The sequence below is a fragment of the Streptomyces sp. NBC_00299 genome, from assembly GCF_036173045.1.
In the GTDB taxonomy this organism is placed as follows: domain Bacteria; phylum Actinomycetota; class Actinomycetes; order Streptomycetales; family Streptomycetaceae; genus Streptomyces; species Streptomyces machairae.
Genome location: NZ_CP108039.1, coordinates 4,214,064 through 4,228,770 on the forward strand (window position 1 = coordinate 4,214,064; position 14,707 = coordinate 4,228,770).

The following is a 14,707-nucleotide window of genomic DNA, read 5'->3' on the forward strand; positions in this document are numbered from 1 at the left end:
CGTGGGAGAATCGCCAGGTGAACGACGGGGATGAGAACAACCACGGGGAAGACGGCGGCACCGCCGCCGACAACAAGCAGGCGATGGGCCTTTCGCTCGGCCTCTCCCTCGGCACGAGCATCGGCATCGCGCTCGGCCTGACCGTCTTCGACAACCTCGGGCTCGGGCTGGCCCTGGGGATGGGGCTGGGCATCGCCGTCGGCGCCGCGGTCGGAGCCTCGAGCGGCGGTGGCCGGAAGCGGACGGGGCAGGCGAAGGACGGAGCCGAGTAGCCAACGCGTTCGCTAGGGTCCCCGCCCATGACCGACTCCGACTTCCTGACCACCACCCGCACCTTCTACGACGCCATCGCCGAGGACTACGCGGACCTCTTCCGGGACGAGCTCGCGGGCAGACCCTTGGAGCGGGCGTTGCTGGGAGTGTTCGCCGAACTCGTCGACGGGGACGGGCCGGTGGCCGACCTGGGATGCGGGCCGGGCCGGACCACCGCCCGCCTCGCCTCACTCGGGCTCTCCGTGTTCGGGCTCGATCTGTCGGAGTCGATGCTGGCGATCGCGCGCCGCGAGAACCCGGGGCTGCGGTTCGAGCAGGGTTCGATGCTCGAACTGGATCTGGCGGACGGCGCGCTGGCCGGTGCCCTGTCCTTCTACTCCTCCATCCACACGCCGGTGGACCGGCTCCCGGACCTCTTCGCCGAGTTCCACCGTGTGCTGGCGGCCGGCGCGCCCCTGCTCGTCGCGTTCCAGGCCGGAGACGAACACCGGCACCACGACCGGCCCTTCGGGCACCCGGTCTCGCTGACCTTCCAGCGCCGTCGGCCGGAACACATGGCCGACCTGCTGACCGGGGCCGGGTTCACCCTCGTCTCCCGGACGGTCCGCGAGCCCGACCCGGCGCTGGACGAGACGTCCCCGCAGGCGTTCCTGATCGCCCGAAAGCCCGAGCGCTAGAGGCTCCCGGCGATGTCCCGCGCCGCGATGTACCCGAACGTCATCGCCGGGCCGATCGTCGAGCCCGCGCCCGCGTAGCTGTGCCCCATGACGGCCGAGCTCGCGTTGCCGGCGGCGTACAGCCCCTTGATCACCGAACCGTCCTCCCGCAGCACGCGGGCGCGGGCGTCGGTGAGAAGGCCGCCCTTGGTGCCGAGGTCGCCGGGGACGATGCGGAAGGCGTGGTACGGGGGCAGCCACAGGGGCGCGAGGCAGGAGTTGGGCAGGACGGACGGGTCCGTGTAGTAGTGGTCGTAGGCGCTGTCGCCTCGTTTGAAGTCGGGGTCCCTGCCGTGCCGGGCCTGTGCGTTGAAGCGGTCGACGGTGGTCCGCAGGGCCGGCGCCGGGACGCCGATCGACCGTGCGAGCGCGTCCAGCGTCCAGGCCTTGTGCGCGGCGCCCGAGCTGTACCAGTCGGCCGGGAGGGGCAGGGCCGGGAGGACGTCCTTGAAGAGGTACCGGTTGCGGTAGTACTGGTCGACGATCAGCCAGGCCGGGATGGCCGGGCTCGTGTCGTGGACGTCGTACATGGTGTGGACGACGTCGCTGTAGGGAGCGGCCTCGTTGACGAAGCGGGCGCCGGCGGCGTTGATCAACAGGCCGCCGGGAAGGGTGCGTTCGGCGAGGCAGAAGTAGGGCTGGCCGGGGAGGGGGATCGCCGGGCCCCACCAGGCGTCGTCCATGAGGCCGAGCGCGGCGCCGAGCCGGTGTCCGGCCCGGATGCCGTCGCCGGTGTTCTCCTTCGCGCCGACCGTCCAGTCCGTGCCGATGGGCTGCCGCTGGTAGTGCTCGCGCATGGCCGCGTTGTGCTCGAAGCCGCCCGAGCCGACGATCACGCCACGGCGGGCGCGCACCAGGCCGGGGGCGCCGTCCCGGGTGACGACCGCGCCGCTCACGGTGCCGTTCTCGACGTACAGGTCGGTGAGGGGCGTGCCGAGCCACACCGGGACCCCGGCCGACCGCAGCCCCAGGCGCAGGCCGGCCGCCAGCGACTGTCCCATGGTCAGCGGCTTCTCACCGCGCAGCGCCGCGGCCGTACCGCGCGCGAGACAGGCCGCGGCCACGGCGGCGCCCTTGACGTTCACCGCCGCCAGGGCCAGCCACTTGTAGTCCGCGCTGAAGACGACCATGCCGGCGGGCACGTCCATGTACGGCGGGTTCAGCCGCGCCAGCTCGGGGCCCAGGAGGTTGCCGTCGAGTTGGTCGGGCTCGATGGAGCGGCCGTTCGGGAGGCCACCGGGCAGTTCGGGGTAGTAGTCGGCGTACCCCTCCATCCAGCGGAATCGCAGCGGGCTGTTGGCCATGACGAAGGACAGCATCGCCGGGCCGTGCGCGAGGAAGGCCCGCTGCCGCTCGACGGAGACGTCCGGCCCGACGACGGCGGCCAGATACTCGGCCGCCTTCGCCGGTGTGTCCGGCACACCGGCCGCGATGATCACCGAGTTGTTCGGTATCCAGATCCCGGCCCCGGACCGCGCGGCGGACCCTCCGAAGGTGGGCGCCTTCTCCACCACCACGCAGCTCAGCCCCTGCTTGGCCGCGGTCAGCGCGGCGGTCATGCCGGCGGCTCCGGAGCCGATGACGACGACGTCGTAGGTGCCGAGCAGGGGCAGGTCGGCCGCGTGGGCGGCGGGCTGGGCCACGGCCCCGGCCCCGAGGGCCGTGCCTGCGGCGCCGGCGGCACCCGCGGCCAGTACGTGTCTTCGCGAAAGGTGCACGCTGCTGGTCATGGAGGCCGCTCCCGCCCTGGACGACGCCGCGTTTCTGAGGGTGTGTCAGAAATGCGAATGTGACGCGGATGCCGCGTGAAGTCAAGGGCGTGGCCGGGGAGTCGAATCCGCCGTCCGCTCGCGTCTTTTGGGTCGGCACCCGCTCCCTCCCCCGCCTTGGTCCGGACACCGGCGAGGGTGTGGAGCGGGTTGCCGCCCGGGCCCTTCCAGGATCGTCGTCCATCGGCCAAGGCCCAGTCAATCCTTGGGATTTATGGCTGACCCCAAGCATTAACTTAGAGGTCATGACCCTCGATGACCTGCGTGTGTTCGTGGCCGTGTGCCGTGCCGGGAGTCTCAGCTCGGTGGCCCGGGAACTGGGGTGCACCCAGTCCGCGGTGAGTCAGCATGTGAAGCGCCTGGAGCGGGAGACCGGGGTCGCGTTGCTGGAACGGCAGCCCCGGGGGGTCGTGCCGACGCAGGCCGGCCGGGTGCTGGAGGCGGCCGCCGCCGAGGGGATTTCGGGGCTGGACCTCGCCGTGCGGCAGCTGCGGGATCTCGTCGACGGCGAGAGCGGGTACGTGCGGGTGGCGACAGGGGCGACGACCGTACGGCACTTCATGGCGGAGGCGGTCGTCGCGTACCGGCGGCGGCATCCCCGGGTCAATCTGGAGTTCCGCACGGTCAGTTCGGGCCGGGGCAGCTTCGACGCGCTGGCCGACGGCACGCTCGACCTGGCCTGGATCACCCTCGGACCGCAGGTGCGCGGTATCGAGCAGCGGCCGGTGGTGGAGCTGCCGTGGGTGCTGGCGGTGCGGGCCGACGATCCGCTCGCGGCACGGCCGTACGTCGATGTCGGCGCCGACCTGCGTGACGTACGGCTGATCCGGCTGCCGCCGAACTCCGCCTCGGCGGCCCATCTGGACGCCGCCTGTGCCGAGCTGGGCGTCCGGTTCGCGCACGACACGAGCGTCGCCGACTGGGACACCGCGCTGCTGCTGGCCGAGCTGGGGGTCGGACGGGCGGTCCTGCCCGCGCTGCCGGGACTGCCGGTCCCCGGTGAGGGGGAACTGCGCCTGATTCCACTCCCCGGACTGCGCCCCCTGCCCGTGGGCTGGGCCGTCCGCCGCTGGGACGCGCTCAGCCCGCCGGCCCGGGCGTTCGCGGACCTGGTGGAGAGTCACCGCCGGGCCACACGCGCCTGACTGCGGCCGATTCGGGCCGGTCAGTTCAGGCCGATGGCCGCGCAGTCCGCCTTGTACTCAGCGGTGCAGATGTCCTTGACGGTGTAGACGCCGTCCTGGATCACCGTCTGCTTGATGTTGCTCTTGGTCAGCGGGACCACCGAGACCAGCTGGGCCGGGATGCCGTCCTGGGTCGGGCTGTCGACCGAGTCCTGGGTCAGGGCGTCGAACTGGATCGTGCGTCCCTGGGCCTTGAACACGGCCATCTTCGCGGCGTTGGTCGCCTCCAGCAGGAACGACTTGTACACCGTCATGAACTGCTCGCCCGCGACGATCCGCTGCACCGCGTCCAGGTTGGCGTCCTGCCCGGTCACCGGCGGGATCTTGCTCGCGCCGGACTCCTTGAGGGCGTCGATGACGGCGCCCGCCATGCCGTCGTTCGCCGAGTAGACGGCGGCGATGTTGTCCAGGCCGACGGCGGAGATCGCCTTCTCCATGTTCGCCTTGGCGATCTCGGGCGACCACTTGTCGGTGTCGTACCGCTTGACGATGTTCACCTCGCCCTCGAGCTCGTCGAGCGCGCCCTTCTTGAACCGGCCGGTGTTCGGGTCGGCGGGGTCGCCGTTCATCATGACGACCTTGCTGGTCGCGGCCTTCGCGCCGAGGTCCTCGACGAGGGCGCGGCCCTGTACCTCACCGACGAGCTCGTTGTCGTGGGAGACGTACGCGTCGATCGGCCCCTCGGCGAGCCGGTCGTAGGCGATGACGGGAATGCCCGCGTCCTTCGCCTTCTGCACGTCCGGCGCGATGGCCTTGGAGTCCAGCGCGTCCACGAGGATGACGTCCACCGCGTCGGCGATCATCTGCTGGAACTGCTGACTCTGCTTGTCCGTGCTCGACTCGGCGTTGGCGTAGACGACCTTGCCCTTGTCGTGGGTGAGGGAGGCGACTTCCTTCTTGATCAGCGGATGGTCGAACTTCTCGAAGCGCGCCGTGTCCTTGTCGGGCAGCAGGAGCCCCACCGTGACGTCGTCGCCCTTGTCGGGCGACTCCGAGCTGTCACCGCCCCCGATGCCGTCGACCACACCGCACGCGGCGAGCGAGAGCGCCGAGGCGGACGCGACGAGGGCTATGGAGAACCGGCGTACAGCGGACGTGTGGGGGGTACGAGCATTCACTACTGGTGCCTTCCGAGCGGATGAGCGGCTTTGCTACCCGGTGGCGGTAGCCAACGTGGCCACGGCATGTCACGTCAAGCAATTGTCGTAACGAGACGGCAACCGTTTGTCGTGATGTCGGGTCCTGGCGGGTTGCCCCGAACCGCGGCTATGTGGCGTACAGCTCCTCGACCTCCGCCGCGAAGTCCCGCATCACAGCCTCCCGTCGCAGCTTCATCGACGGCGTGAGGTGGCCGTCCAGCTCCGTGAAGTCCATCGGCAGGATCGTGAAGCGGCGGATGGACTCCGGGCGCGAGACCAGCTTGTTGGCCTCGTCGATCGCGCGTTGCAGGATCGCCCTCAGTTCGGCGTCGTCGACGAGGAGCTCCGCGGGGACGGGGTGCTTGCCGTTCATCCGGCGCCAGTGGCTCACGCCGTCCATGTCCAGGGTCATCAGGGCGGACACGAAAGGCCGCCGGTCGCCCACGACCATGCACTGGGAGATCAGGGGGTGGGAGCGCAGCCAGTTCTCCAGGGGCGCCGGGGCCACGCTCTTGCCGCCCGCCGTGATCAGGAGTTCCTTCTTGCGGCCGGTGATCGTCAGATAGCCCTCGTCGTCCAGGGCGCCGATGTCACCCGTCGGCAGCCAGCCGTCGGCGGCAGCCGGGACGACGCCGCCCGCGGACGGGTCCCAGTAGCCGCGCAGCACCTGCTCGCCGGAGATGAGGATCTCGCCGTCCGAGGCGATCCGGATGCGGGTGCCGGGCAGGGGCCAGCCCACCGTTCCCAGGCGGGGCTTGGAGGGCGGGGTCACCGTCGCGGCGCCCGTCACCTCCGTCAGACCGTAGCCCTCGTAGATCTCGATGCCGGCGCCGGAGTAGAAGGCGGCCAGGCGGCGGCCGAGCGGTGAGCCGCCGCAGATCGCGTAGCGCACCCGGCCGCCCATCGCGTTGCGGATACGGCGGTAGACCAGGGGGTCGTAGAAGGCGCGGGCCGTCTTGAGCGTCGTGCCGGGGCCACCGCCCGTCCCCGAGGCCCGGGCCTCCATCGCCTCGCCGTAGCGCTCGGCCACCGAGGCCGCGCGGTCGAAGGACGACGCCCGGCCGCCCGTCTCGGCCTTGGCGCGGGCGGAGTTGAAGATCTTCTCCAGCATGTAGGGGATGGTCAGCAGGCACGTGGGGCGGAAGGCCGCCAGGTCCGGCAGCAGGTCCTCCGCCTTCAAGCTCGGCGCGTGGCCGAGGCGCACCCGGGCCCGGATGCAGGCCACCGCGACCATACGGCCGAAGACGTGCGACATGGGGAGGAAGAGCAGCACCGACGCCTCTTCGCTCGTGCGCGCCTTGAAGATCGGGTAGAGCAGCTCGATCGCGTTGTCCACCTCGGCGAAGAAGTTGCCGTGCGTCAGCGCGCAGCCCTTCGGGCGGCCGGTCGTGCCCGAGGTGTAGATGAGCGTCGCCAGCGTGTCCGGCACCAGCATGCCCCGCCGTACGCCCACTTCGCCGTCCGGCTGCTGCGCGCCCAGCTCCGCCAGCCGCTCCACATGGCCCTTCTCCATCACCCACATGCGGTGCAGATCGGGCACCCGGTCCAGTTCGGGGCCGAGGGCGGCCGCCTGCGCGGCGGTCTCCGTGACCAGGGCCACCGCACCGGAGTCCTGGAGGATCCAGCGGGTCTGGAAGACGGAGGAGGTGGGGTAGACGGGGACCGTGACGAGGCCGGCCGCCCACGCGCCGAAGTCGAGGAGCGTCCACTCGTACGTCGTCCGCGCCATGATCGCGATCCGGTCGCCCGGCTCCAGTCCCTCGGCGATCAGGCCCTTCGCCACCGCCTGCACCTGCTCGGCGAACTGCGCCGCCGTCACGTCCGACCACCGCCCGTCCTCGCCCCTGCGGCTGAGGACGACCGCGTCCGGCGCCGCCGCCGCGTTGTCGAAGGGCAGGTCCCCGAGCGACCCATGGGTCACGGGCGGCGCGAACGGCGGTACGTACGCCTCCCGTACGGCACCGTCCAGTCGTCGCGTCTCGGGCTGCACCAGGGTCGGGCCCGGAGCGTCGTCGAAGGCGGCCGAGGCGGCGAAAGAGGGAAGCGGGGTGGACACGGGCGGCTCCTGCGGCGGGCGTGCAGCGAAGAAACTGCTTGCTGCATGACGTACGTGCCTCGCGCACCGTGGCGTTCACCTGCCGAGGCCTGCGGAAACGGGTTACCGCTGGTTAGGCAGGCGATCGTACGGCGCGGGCGTGTGGGGGTTGTGCGGGTTCGGGGGTGGTCCGGAGCCGGGTATGTGCAACGTCGGGGGTTATGTGAGGGACACTCAGCTTCGTCTCACCGTCCCCTTACCTTCGCTCCAGAACAGCCGTCACCCCCTGCCCGCCCGCCGCGCACACCGAGATCAGCCCGCGCCCCGAACCGCCCTTCTGCGCCAGCAACTTGGCCAGCGTCGCCACGATCCGCGCACCGGTCGCCGCGAAGGGGTGACCGGTGGCCAGGGAGGACCCGGTCACGTTCAGCCGGGCCCGGTCCACGGGGGCCAGGCCCCGCTTCTCCCACGCCGCCAGCGTGGCCAGCACCTGGGAGGCGAAGGCCTCGTGGATCTCGACGAAGTCGAAGTCGGGGAGGGCAGCCCCGGCCCGCTCCAGCATCCGCGGGACGGCGTAGGCCGGTGCCATGAGCAGCCCGTCCGCACCGCCCGCGACATCGCCCCGTACGAAGTCCACGGCCGCCGTCTCGTAGGCGGTGAGGTACGCCAGCGGCTCCAGCCCTCTGCGCGCGGCCCACTCCTCGCTCGCCAGCAGCACGACCGCCGCCCCGTCCGTCAGCGGCGTCGAATTGCCCGCCGTCATCGTCGGGTCGGGACCGTCGAGGCCGAACACCGGTTTCAGCGCGGCCAGTTTCTCCGGCGTCGAACCGGGGCGCAGGTTCTGGTCCCTGTCCAGGCCCCGGAAGGGCACGACCAGATCCTCGAAGAAGCCCCGCTCGTACGCCGCCGCCAGTCGCTGGTGGCTGGCCGCCGCCAACTCGTCCTGCGCCTCGCGGGAGACACCCCAGGCCCGTGCCGTGACGGCGGCGTGCTCCCCCATCGACCGCCGGGTGCGGGGCTCGGCGTTGCGGGGGATGTCGGGGACGAGGTGGGACGGCCGTACGCCGGACAGGGCCTTGAGCCGGCCGCCGAGCGACTTGGCCCGCCGGGCCTGAAGCAAGATGCGCCGCAGCTCGTCGTTGACACCGAGGGGCGCGTCGCTCGCGGTGTCCGCGCCGCCGGCGATCGCCGACTCGGTCTGGCCGAGCGCGATCTTGTTGGCGGCGGCGATGACGGCCTGGAGACCGGTGCCGCAGGCCTGCTGGATGTCGTAGGCGGGCGTGCGGGCGTCCAGCTTCGAGCCGAGGACGGTCTCGCGGGCGAGGTTGAAGTCCCGGCTGTGCTTGAGGACGGCCCCGGCGACGAGCTCTCCGACCGCGCCCGGATCGCCCAGCTCGTACCGCTCGGCCAGGCCGTCGACCACGGCCGTGAGCATGTCCTGGTTGGACGCGGTGGCGTACGGGCCGTCGGAGCGGGCGAACGGGATACGGGTGCCGCCGATGATCGCGACGCGCCGGACCGCCGGCGCCAACAGGGAGCTCATCTCCACCCACTCCTCATGTCCACCATGGACTTACCTCGGGTAACCTTACTCCGGAGTCAGCACCCGAGCGCACTGGGAGTGGGACATGGCCGACCGCTATCTGAGCTTCACCGGCACGGCGCCCGGCCGCCTCCTCACCCGCCGACTCGGGCTGCCGCAGCCCGCCGCGCTCCAACGCTGGACACCGGAGCGACCCTCGCTGGAGGGCGACCGGCTGCTCCTGACGGCCGGCAAGTCGGACCTCGGCCTCACCGATGCCGGTGCCGGCGCGAATCCCAGTGCCGGTGCCCGTACCGCCCTGGGCCTCGACCTGACGACCGCCCCCTCCGAGAAGCCCGCCGCCGTCGTCCTGGACGCCACGGGCGTCCGTGACGTCGAGACGCTCGCCGAGGTGCACGCGGCCCTCCACCCGGTCGTACGGTCGGTCGCCGACAGCGGCCGGGTCGTCGTGCTCGGCGCGCCCCTCGACCCCGCCGACCACCACCAGGCCGCCGTCCAGCAGGCCCTGGAGGGCTTCACGCGCTCGCTCGGCAAGGAGATCGGGCGCGGCAGGACGGTGAATCTCGTACGGCTGACGGACGCGCACGCCGCCGAGTCGACCCTGCGCTTCCTCCTCTCCCCCAGGTCGGCGTACGTCAGCGGCCAGGTCGTCGAGGTGGGTTCGGCCCCGGCGGACGTCACCGCACCCCACGACCCCGACCGCCCCCTCACCGGCCGCACCGCCCTGGTCACCGGCGCCGCGCGCGGCATCGGCGAGGCGGTCGCCGAGACGCTGGCGAGGGACGGCGCCCAGGTCGTCGTACTCGACGTGCCGCAGGCCGAGCAGGGCGCGCGGCGCGTGGCCGACCGGCTCGGCGGCACCGCCCTCGCGCTCGACATCACCGCCCCCGACGCGGGCACCCGCATCGCCGCCGCGCTGCCCGACGGCCTGGACGTCCTGGTGCACAACGCGGGGATCACACGCGACCGGCGGCTGGTCAACATGCCCGCCGAGCGCTGGAGTTCAGTGCTCGACGTCAATCTCGCGAGTGTGCTGCGCACGACGGACGCGTTGCTGGAGAGCGGGACGCTGAGGCGGGGCGGGCGGGTCGTGGCGACGGCGTCGATCGCGGGGCTGGCGGGGAACGCCGGGCAGACCAACTACGGCGCGAGCAAGGCGGGCGTCGTCGGACTGGTCCGGGCCCTCGCGCCACGCGCCCTCGCCGAGCACGGGGTGACGGTGAACGCGGTCGCGCCCGGGTTCGTCGAGACGAAGATGACCGCCGCGATTCCCCTGTTCATCCGGGAGGCGGGGCGCCGGATGAACTCCCTCGCGCAGGGTGGACTGCCGATCGATGTCGCCGAGACGACCGCCTGGCTGGCGGATCCGGGATCCTCGGGCGTCAACGGCCAGGTCGTCCGGGTATGCGGCCAGAGCCTGCTGGGGGCGTGATGTCCCTCGTCCTCACCGCTCCTCCTTCGCTTCCGCCCCTGCTCGCCCGGGGCGCCCTGCTGTCACCCTTCAAACGCCCGGGCCCGGAGGCGGAGTTCCCGCGCACGAGGCTCGTTCTGCCGGACCTTCGCGTCGACCTCGCCCGGCTGGCCGCGTACGAGCGGGTGTGCGGGTTCCCCACGGGGGACGACGCGCTGCCGGTGACGTATCCGCATGTGCTCGGTTTCCCGCTGGCGATGCGGCTGATGAGCGGACGGGATTTCCCGCTGCCGCTGCTCGGTCTCGTCCACACGTCGATCACCGTCACCCGGCACCGGGCCCTCACCGCCACGCGTGGGTACGAACTCTCCGTGCACATCGACGGTTTGGTGCCCCACCGGCGCGGAACGGAGGCCGCCGTGGTCACCGAATTGCGGGCCGCTGACGAGGTCGTGTGGGAGTCGCGGAGCACATATCTGGCCAGGCACCGCACCGACGGCCGTACGGCGTCCGGGCAGGTGCAGGGCATGCGGGACGGCCAGGAGGCGCTGGACGTGCTGGAGTACAAGCCGCTGCCCGCCGTCGCCGAGTGGCGGCTCGCCGCCGACGTCGGACGCCGTTACGGTGCCGCCTCCGGTGACCGCAACCCCATCCACCTCCACCCGCTCACCGCCCGCCTGTTCGGCTTCCCCCGGGCCATCGCGCACGGCATGTGGACGGTGGCCCGCTGCCTCGCCGCGCACGGCACTCCGGAGGCGGTGCGGGTGCGGGCCGGCTTCCGGGCACCGGTCCTGCTGCCGGGGACGGTGACGTACGCCGCGGAGGGCGGGCGGTTCGAACTGCGGGGCGGCCAGGACCGCGTCCACCTGGCCGGGGAGGTCTACCCGCTCGCCCCGTGAGGGGCGTCCGGCGGTGACCAGGGCCGGCCGTCCATGAGGTTGCCGAGGCCCGACCAGGCGAAGTTCATCAGTGTCGCCGCCGCTTCCCGTGCCGTCACGGCCGGCGTGGAGTTGGCCCAGTCGGCCAGGGACTCCGCGGCGCCGACCAGGGCCTCGGCGAGACCGGCGACCTCGCTCTCCGGCAGGTCGGGGTCGCGGTGGGCCTCGCGTGCCGCGACGAGGATCAGCTGCGTCACGAACTCGACTATCTCCGTGCGCATCTTGGCGACCTCGGACGCGAACGGCTCGCCGTGCGTGCGCGCCTGGAGGTGCAGGACGGACCAGGCGTCCGGGTAGTGAGAGGTGTGGGTGAAGAACGCCCGCAGCCCTTCCCAGAGCTGGCGGTCGGCGGGCAGCTCGGTCCGCACGCCGGAGCGCACTGCCACGACGAGCGCGGCGGCCTCGCGCCGGATGCAGGCGGTGAAGAGGTCTTCCTTCGAGTTCAGATACAGATACACCAACGGCTTCGAGACACCCGCCAGTTCGGCTATCTCGTCCATCGACGCGGCCATGTACCCGCGCCTGCCGAAGGTCCGCACGGCGGCGTCCAGCATCTGCTGCTCACGGACGGCCCGCGGCATCCGTTTGGTCTTCACGGCACCCATGGCCGTTAGCGTACGGGCCGGGAGGGAGATCCCACCCGGCCCGCCGTGAACAGCTGTCCCTACTTGTCGTCGCTCAGCTCGTCGGCGAACCGTGCCACCCGGTCCGTCAGCACCTGCCCGTCGACCGCCGGCAGGGCCGTCAGCCGCGGCAGCAGCTGCGCGGTGAGCAGAGTGGACAGGGCGGAGGTGTCGGCGCTGCTGCCGTCGGTCCGTACGACCACCGGCTGCGGGGCCCGGCCGGCGAGCTTCGCGCCCACCTCCAGGCGACGCCGGGCGAGTTCGTACTGAAGGACCGCGCGGTTGTCGCGGTAGGCCTTGGCCAGGGCGCGCTGGGCGCGGGCCTCGTTCTCGGCGGCGATCAGGCCGCTGCGGCCCCGCGTCTCGATCTCGAACCGCACGCGCTGGGCGTTGGTCTCCTGCTCCTCCAGCAGCTGGGCGACCTCTTCACGGGCCCGGTTCAGCGCGGCCTTGACCTCGACGATCCTGGCGTCGCGCACCTTCTTGGCGCGCTCGATGTCCATGCCCAGCTGGTCGATCCGACGCTTGCGGATGAGCCCCCACTCCTGGTCGTACGCCGTGCGCTCCTTGGCGACCCGCTCCCGGGTGGCCAGGTGCTGCTGGTACTGCGCCGGCAGCTGCACGTCCGGGATGTTGGAGCCGGTGATGCGCACGCCGTAGCCGGACAGCTGGCGGTTGAGCAGCTCCTGCATGTCGGCCACGTCCGAGCCACGCAGGTCGTACGCCCGCTCGGTGCGCATCTTGCGCGCCCGCTGCCGGATCGCGTCCTGTACGGCGCTGGAGAGCACCAGGTCGAAGTTGCCCGCGCCGATCGTGCGGACGAACAGCACGGCGTCGGTGATGCGGAACTTCAGGAAGAACTCGATGGAGCGCAGCGGCACGTTCTCCTGCGTCGGGCAGGCCATCACCGGCGCGGAGTACGGGATCTCGGTGGCGGTGTCGACGACGAAGTCGACCCTGGACCACGGGTGCCACAGGTAGTGCCGGCCGGCGTCCAGGGTGCGGATGACGGCGCCGTAGCGGGTCAGCACGCCGTTGGTGCCCTGCTCGATCTCGACGATCGAGGAGCGCCACCACCACAGCGCGCCGATCACCAGCAGGACCGCGCCGCCGGCGTAGGAGAGGGTGGCGAGGGTGCCGTAGGCGAGGTCCCCGGCGACCGACTCGGAGTCCGCCTCCTGCAGGGACAACATCACGCCCATGAACAGGGAGTAGACGCCGAGCCACAGCGGCAGCATCCACCACAGGCGGCGCCGGTGGCGCGGGATGATGACCGGGATCAGGGTGTCGGCCTCGCCGCCGCGCAGCAGCCGCGCGATGTCGCTCCAGGGAGCGACCTTCTCGGAGATGACCGACCGGCGGTGGGAGGAACGGGCGGTGCTCACTGGTCGGCCCCCTCGGAGACGTCAGAGCTGATGGAGCTGTCGGCACCGTCGGAGCTGTCGGGCGATCCGGGCTGGTCGGGCACCTGCGGCACCGTCGGCCGCTCGGCCGCCAGCAGCGCTCCGATCTCCGTCTCGCGCGCGGCGATCCGCTCGGACACCTCGGGGAGGCGCGACCGTACGGCTGCCATGTCCTCGTCGGTGAACAGTTCCGTGCCGCGCTCGCCGACCAACTCGCGGGCCAGCTCCAGGAAGTCGATGCCGGCGCCGCCGTCCGTCGCGCCGCCGATGCGGACCAGACGCGGCAGATGGTCGGCGACCTGCTCCAGCGTGTCCAGCACCTGCTGCTGGTAGCGGTACTCCAGGATCTCCGGCGCCTCCGCCGCGGTCACTGCGCGGATGTCGAGGGCCTGCGCCTCCAGCAGGGCCGCGTTGGCCTTCGCCTCGGACTCGGCCTGGACGTAGCGCTGCCGGGCGAGCGCCTCGGCGCGGTTGGTCTCGCGCTCCACGGCGGTGTCCATCTGCGCCTGGTACTGGGCGATGTCGGCCTGGATCGCGGAGAGCGTCTCGTGGCTGGAGGCGAGTTCGCGGGTGAGGTCGCCCTCGTCCTGCTCCTTGCGGAGCTGGAGCGCGTACTCGTGCGTGTACGCCTCCTTGGCCACGCGCACCATCTCGGGCGCCGCCAGGTCCATGCGGTAGCGCTGGTCGGACGGTTCGGCGTGGGTGATGTTGGCGTTGGTCAGCTCGACGGCCGGGCGGAACTGCTGGTTGAGCAGGTCCAGCAGCCGGCCGGTGTCCTCGCCGACCATGTCGTAGATCCCGGCGGCTTCCTGTTCGTAGACGAGGGTGCGGATCGTCTCGCTCACCGCGTTGCTCAGCTTCTCCTCGAAGCCGCGCACCGCGCCCAGCGTGTAGACGAACTCGGTCGGATCGCTGATCCGGAACTGGATGAACAGGTCGATCGACGCCTTCACACCGCCCTTGGTCGGTGCCTCGCGCACCGGAGCGTTGAAGGGGTACTCGATCGTGGTGTTGACGATGTACGACACCCGCTTCCACGGGCTCAGCAGCACGATCCGGCCCGGGCCGACGACCCTCTCCAGCTTGCCGAACCGGGTGATCATCGCCTGGCAGCCGTCCGGCACCATGACCATGCCCTGACGCCACCACACGAAGGCGACGGCGCACAGCGAGATGACCCAGTAGTGCACGCCGAACAGCGGGTTGGTCAGGACATCGGCGCCGGACGCGCCCACGATCCCCGCACCCACGGCGCCCAGCACGAGCAGCGTCAGCACGGGCAGCATGGAGACGATCGAGCGGCCCTTGGGGATCACCATCGGGCAGATGGCGTGCACCATCTCGGTGCCCTCGCGCACCTGCTCGCTGCGGCCGAGCGCCTCCCCGGCCTCGTCCAGCGGCACCGTCTTCTGCCGCATGACGGTGGCGGTGGAGCCGCCCTGTTCCCGGGCGGCCGGGAAGTCCGCCGGGTCGATGCCCTCGCCCTGGGCGTCGTATTCCTCGCCGCCGTCTCCCCGTGTCCCCCGGCCGCCGATCTGCCGCCGCAGTTCGTCCTGCGCGGCCGTCCTCGGATCGGTTCCGGAGACGACGGCGTCGGCAACGCGTCGTGCGCTCTTCTTTGCCTGCGCGCGCGCTCGTGCCACGGTTCCCCCTTACGTTCACGAATGCCGGTG

12 protein-coding genes are annotated in these 14,707 nt (G+C 71.7%); 5 read left to right on the top strand and 7 right to left on the bottom strand.

From position 1 onward, the window contains the following. Window positions 1–17: 17 nt before the first annotated feature. On the top strand, window positions 18–272 hold the full coding sequence (locus tag OHT51_RS18355) for a hypothetical protein (RefSeq protein WP_328880017.1): 255 nt from the start codon (window positions 18–20) through the stop codon (window positions 270–272). Between the two features lie 27 nt (window positions 273–299). Continuing rightward, window positions 300–950: a class I SAM-dependent DNA methyltransferase gene (locus OHT51_RS18360; protein ID WP_328880018.1), complete on the top strand. Its 651-nt coding sequence runs from the start codon at window positions 300–302 to the stop codon at window positions 948–950. Here OHT51_RS18360 and kstD read toward each other — a convergent pair. Then, window positions 947–2,719: a 3-oxosteroid 1-dehydrogenase gene (gene kstD / locus OHT51_RS18365; RefSeq protein ID WP_328880019.1), complete on the bottom strand. Its 1,773-nt coding sequence runs from the start codon at window positions 2,717–2,719 to the stop codon at window positions 947–949. The two genes, OHT51_RS18360 and kstD, sit on opposite strands and share 4 nt — an antisense overlap. Before the next feature lie 284 nt (window positions 2,720–3,003). On the opposite strand from kstD, the gene OHT51_RS18370 reads away from it, so the two are divergent. After that, a complete protein-coding gene (locus OHT51_RS18370) occupies window positions 3,004–3,903 on the top strand; it encodes a LysR family transcriptional regulator (RefSeq protein WP_328880020.1) in 900 nt (299 codons plus the stop codon). A 20-nt stretch (window positions 3,904–3,923) separates the two neighbouring features. On the opposite strand, the gene OHT51_RS18375 is transcribed toward OHT51_RS18370, so the two are convergent. The 3 genes from OHT51_RS18375 to OHT51_RS18385 all read right to left on the bottom strand — a co-directional run bounded on the left by OHT51_RS18375 (window position 3,924) and on the right by OHT51_RS18385 (window position 8,659). Next, window positions 3,924–5,060 carry a sugar ABC transporter substrate-binding protein gene (locus OHT51_RS18375; RefSeq protein WP_328880021.1) on the bottom strand — a complete coding sequence of 379 codons (1,137 nt, stop codon included), beginning with the start codon at window positions 5,058–5,060 and terminating at the stop codon, window positions 3,924–3,926. A 148-nt stretch (window positions 5,061–5,208) separates the two neighbouring features. Further along, on the bottom strand, window positions 5,209–7,137 hold the full coding sequence (locus tag OHT51_RS18380) for an AMP-dependent synthetase/ligase (RefSeq protein WP_328880022.1): 1,929 nt from the start codon (window positions 7,135–7,137) through the stop codon (window positions 5,209–5,211). Between the two features lie 235 nt (window positions 7,138–7,372). Then, window positions 7,373–8,659, bottom strand: a complete 1,287-nt coding sequence (locus OHT51_RS18385) for an acetyl-CoA C-acetyltransferase (protein ID WP_328880023.1) — start codon at window positions 8,657–8,659, stop codon at window positions 7,373–7,375. A gap of 85 nt (window positions 8,660–8,744) precedes the next feature. Between OHT51_RS18385 and OHT51_RS18390 the strand changes: the two genes are divergently transcribed. Both OHT51_RS18390 and OHT51_RS18395 read left to right on the top strand, forming a co-directional pair. Then, complete coding sequence (locus tag OHT51_RS18390; RefSeq protein WP_328880024.1) at window positions 8,745–10,091, top strand: 3-oxoacyl-ACP reductase; 1,347 nt, start codon at window positions 8,745–8,747, stop codon at window positions 10,089–10,091. Next, window positions 10,091–10,969, top strand: a complete 879-nt coding sequence (locus OHT51_RS18395) for a MaoC family dehydratase (protein ID WP_328884362.1) — start codon at window positions 10,091–10,093, stop codon at window positions 10,967–10,969. Before OHT51_RS18390 ends, OHT51_RS18395 begins: the two co-directional genes overlap by 1 nt. Here the strand turns inward: OHT51_RS18395 and OHT51_RS18400 are convergent. Genes OHT51_RS18400 through OHT51_RS18410 form a run of 3 tightly spaced genes read right to left on the bottom strand, consistent with a single transcriptional unit; the run spans window position 10,951 to window position 14,677 of the window. Then, window positions 10,951–11,613, bottom strand: coding sequence for a TetR/AcrR family transcriptional regulator (locus tag OHT51_RS18400; RefSeq protein WP_328880025.1), 663 nt, complete (start codon window positions 11,611–11,613; stop codon window positions 10,951–10,953). The two genes, OHT51_RS18395 and OHT51_RS18400, sit on opposite strands and share 19 nt — an antisense overlap. A gap of 59 nt (window positions 11,614–11,672) precedes the next feature. Beyond that, window positions 11,673–13,016, bottom strand: coding sequence for an SPFH domain-containing protein (locus OHT51_RS18405; RefSeq protein ID WP_328880026.1), 1,344 nt, complete (start codon window positions 13,014–13,016; stop codon window positions 11,673–11,675). Further along, window positions 13,013–14,677, bottom strand: a complete 1,665-nt coding sequence (locus OHT51_RS18410) for an SPFH domain-containing protein (RefSeq protein ID WP_328880027.1) — start codon at window positions 14,675–14,677, stop codon at window positions 13,013–13,015. The genes OHT51_RS18405 and OHT51_RS18410 overlap by 4 nt, the downstream gene beginning before the upstream one ends. Window positions 14,678–14,707 lie beyond the last annotated feature (30 nt).